2 protein-coding genes and 1 pseudogene are annotated in these 2,980 nt (G+C 74.9%); 2 read left to right on the top strand and 1 reads right to left on the bottom strand.

The window, feature by feature from the left end:
* Window positions 1-457: SSI family serine proteinase inhibitor (locus E1283_RS34505; protein WP_341829981.1), on the top strand; the 457-nt coding region annotated here is incomplete at its 5' end.
* 137 nt (window positions 458-594) lie between these two features.
* Complete coding sequence (locus E1283_RS34500; RefSeq protein ID WP_207930654.1) at window positions 595-2,595, top strand: PAS domain-containing protein; 2,001 nt, start codon at window positions 595-597, stop codon at window positions 2,593-2,595.
* A gap of 12 nt (window positions 2,596-2,607) precedes the next feature.
* On the opposite strand, the pseudogene E1283_RS34495 reads toward E1283_RS34500, so the two are convergent.
* Window positions 2,608-2,980: pseudogene (locus E1283_RS34495) on the bottom strand (hypothetical protein); the annotation flags it as partial.

The raw sequence follows: 2,980 nt of genomic DNA, 5'->3' as shown, positions 1-2,980 counted from the left end.
GCCCCAGCCCCAGCCCCAGCCGTCCAAGCCGTCCGCGCGGCGCCGGGTCCTCGTCGTCGCGCTCGCGCTGCTCGCCTCCGCCGTCGCGCCGGTCGGGGCCGTCGCCGTGCCCGTCGGTCCCTCGGTGGCACGGGCCGAGGTGCCGTCGCACGAGCTGGTGATCACCATCGAGGAGGCCGGGACGGCGGACGGCAGCAGCACCCTGGAGTGCGCCCCCGCCGGCGGCGACCACCCGGAGTCGGACGCGGCCTGCGAGACGCTGCTCGACGTCGAGCAGCCGTTCGACGGGGTGGACGAGGGGACCATGTGCACCTACATGTACGGCGGTCCGGCGCACGCCACCGTCGAGGGGGTCTGGAACGGCGAGCCGGTGTCGGCGGAGTTCACCAGGTCCAACGGGTGCGAGATCGCGCGCTGGGACGCGTTGGTGCCGGCGCTCCCCGCGGTCGCCGGCTGAACCGCCTGCCGGGGCAGGCGCCTGAGCAGCATCTTTGTAACGCCTCGACGCGCCTGTCGCGGCGGGCCGTAGACTCCCCTCAGGACACGCACGGGACGTGCATGACAGACACGTGGGTAGAGGGAGGAACCGACGTCGTGAGCAGCAGGCCAGCGAGAGGCGCTGCTCGCCTCGCCGCGATACTCGACGCGCTGCCCGACGCGCTGTTGCTCGTCAACGGTAACGGCACCGTCGTCAACGCCAACGCCATCGCGATGGAGACACTGGGCGCCCCGGGCACCCCGCTCGTCGGGCGCGGACTCCTCGACATCGTCCCGGAGTTCGACCCGCGCCGGATCCCCGGCTCGATGCGGCGGCCCGAGGACGATCCGACGGCCAGGACGAAGCCCACCCGGATGGTGGCGCGGCGCACGGACGGCGTGGAGCTCCAGGTAGAGGTGACCAGCGCGGGGCTCAACGCCGCGCACTCGCCGTACGCCTCGGCGATAGAGGCGGCGTTCGCGGACGACTACTCGGGCGAGGAGCTGTTGGTCCTCATCATCCGCGACCTCTCGGGGACGTTGGACACCGAGGCCGAACTGGTACGCCAGCAGCGGCAGACGGAGATGATCCTGCGCGCCGCGTCCGAGGGCGTGATCGGGGTCGACACGTCGGGCCGGATCGTGCTGGTCAACCCGTCGGCAGCGCAGATCCTGGGCCACCGGGCCAGTCAGCTGGGCGGGCAGGAGCTGCATCCGCTGGCGCAGCACTCGCGGGCGGACGGCACCCCGCTGTCGTTCGAGGAGACACCGCTGCACGACACCCTGACCTCGGGCCGCAAGCACCGGGTCCGTGGCCAGGTGCTGTGGACCAGGGACGGCCGCGCGGTGCCCGTGGACCTGACCACCGCGCCCGTCCGGGACGGCGACCAACTGGTGGGCGCCGTGCTGGCGTTCAGCGACCGGCGGGCCCACGACGCATTGGCGGCCCGCCACGCCCAGCTGGTGTCCGTGCTGGGCGACAGCCTGCGCGGCCCGCTGGACCAGCTGCGCGGTCAGCTCGGCTCGCTGGCGGCCGACTCGGCCGGGCAGCTGTGGCCCGAGGCCAACCAGGTGCTGCACCATCTGTCCGCCGGCTACACCCGGATGACGACGCTGCTCGACAACGTGTTGAGCTACCAGCGGCTCGACGAGGGCCGGGAGAAGCTGTCGATCGAGCGGGTCTCGCTCGACGAGGTGGTGTCGGCGGGCGTCGAGGGCGCGACCGAGCTGATCGGCCCCGGGCGCGCGCAGTTCGCGGTGCACGCCCCGCCCATCGAGGCGGAGGTCGACCCGGAGCGGATGGCGCAGGCCCTGGCCCACTTGGTGGCCGACGTGGCCGGTGTCGACGCGACCGGGCAGACGGCGGCCGGCTCCGCGCCGGCCGGCGACTCGACGATCGTGGTGGCCGCGGCCCAACGCGGCGACGTGGTGCGGATCGAGGTGCGCGGCCCGTACGGCGGCGGCAGCCCGGTGCACGAGCCGATCGTGCGGGGCATCGTCCGGATGCACGGCGGGGTGCTCCAGACCCACGAGGTGGGCGGCGCGGCCGCCTATGTGCTGGAAGTCCCGGTGGCGGCCGGCGGCGGCACGCTCGCACCCGGCACCGGTGCCGGCGCGGTGCGGGACGGCAGCGGGGACACGACGGTGATGCCGGTGCCGGCGCAGCCGGCGCGCGGCACGGGCGGTCCGACGCGGCGGCCGGCGGCGGCGATCGAGCCGGCGGAGCGGCAGTCCGCGCAGTCGGGGCAGTCGCCGACCGGGCGGCGCCGCCGGGCGGCCACGCCCGAGGCGCAGCAGCCGCAGCCCGTCGAGCACGTGCCGGAGCAGCAGTCGGGGACGCAGGGCGGCAACGGCCGGCGGCGGCGCGCGCTGGTGGCCGCGCCGCCGGCGGTGGCGCCGCCAGCGGTGGCCGAGGAGCCGGCGCCCGAGCCGGGGCCGGGGGGCGAGGCGGCGCAGCCGACCGGCCGCCGGCGGCGGGCGGCGGGCCAGGGCGGCGGCCAGGAGGCCGGCGTCCACCTGCCGCAGCAACAGCAGGCGCAGCAGCCGTATCCGACCCAGCAGCAACAGCACCAGTACCCGTCCCCCGGCTACTGGTCGGAGCCGGGGGCGGGTCACTAGGCGGCGGATCGGCTAGATCTCGACGTCCTCCAGGACGCCGAGGGCGTCCGGCACCAGGACGGCCGCCGAGAAGTAGGCGCTGACCAGGTAGGAGATCACCGCCTGGTCGTTGATGCCCATGAAGCGCACGTTGAGGCTGGGCTCGTACTCCTCGGGGATGCCCGTCTGGTGGAGGCCGACCACGCCCTGGTTCTCCTGGCCGGTGCGCAGGGCGAGGACGGAGCTGGTGCCGGCGGCGGTCACCGGGATCTTGTTGCACGGGCGCCGCGGCTCACCGCAGTCGATGCACACCACCGGCCAGCCCGTCTGGGATCCCGGGTACGGGACGCGAGGCTCGTACCGGGCCGCCAGCAACAGCCCCATCGCCCTCAGGACTCTGACGTCG

Origin of the sequence: Streptomyces hainanensis (assembly GCF_004348415.1) — a bacterium.
GTDB classification, from domain to species: Bacteria; Actinomycetota; Actinomycetes; order Streptomycetales; family Streptomycetaceae; genus Streptomyces; species Streptomyces hainanensis.
Note: the sequence above shows the minus strand (reverse complement) of the source record. Positions and strands in the feature narration are given on the sequence as shown.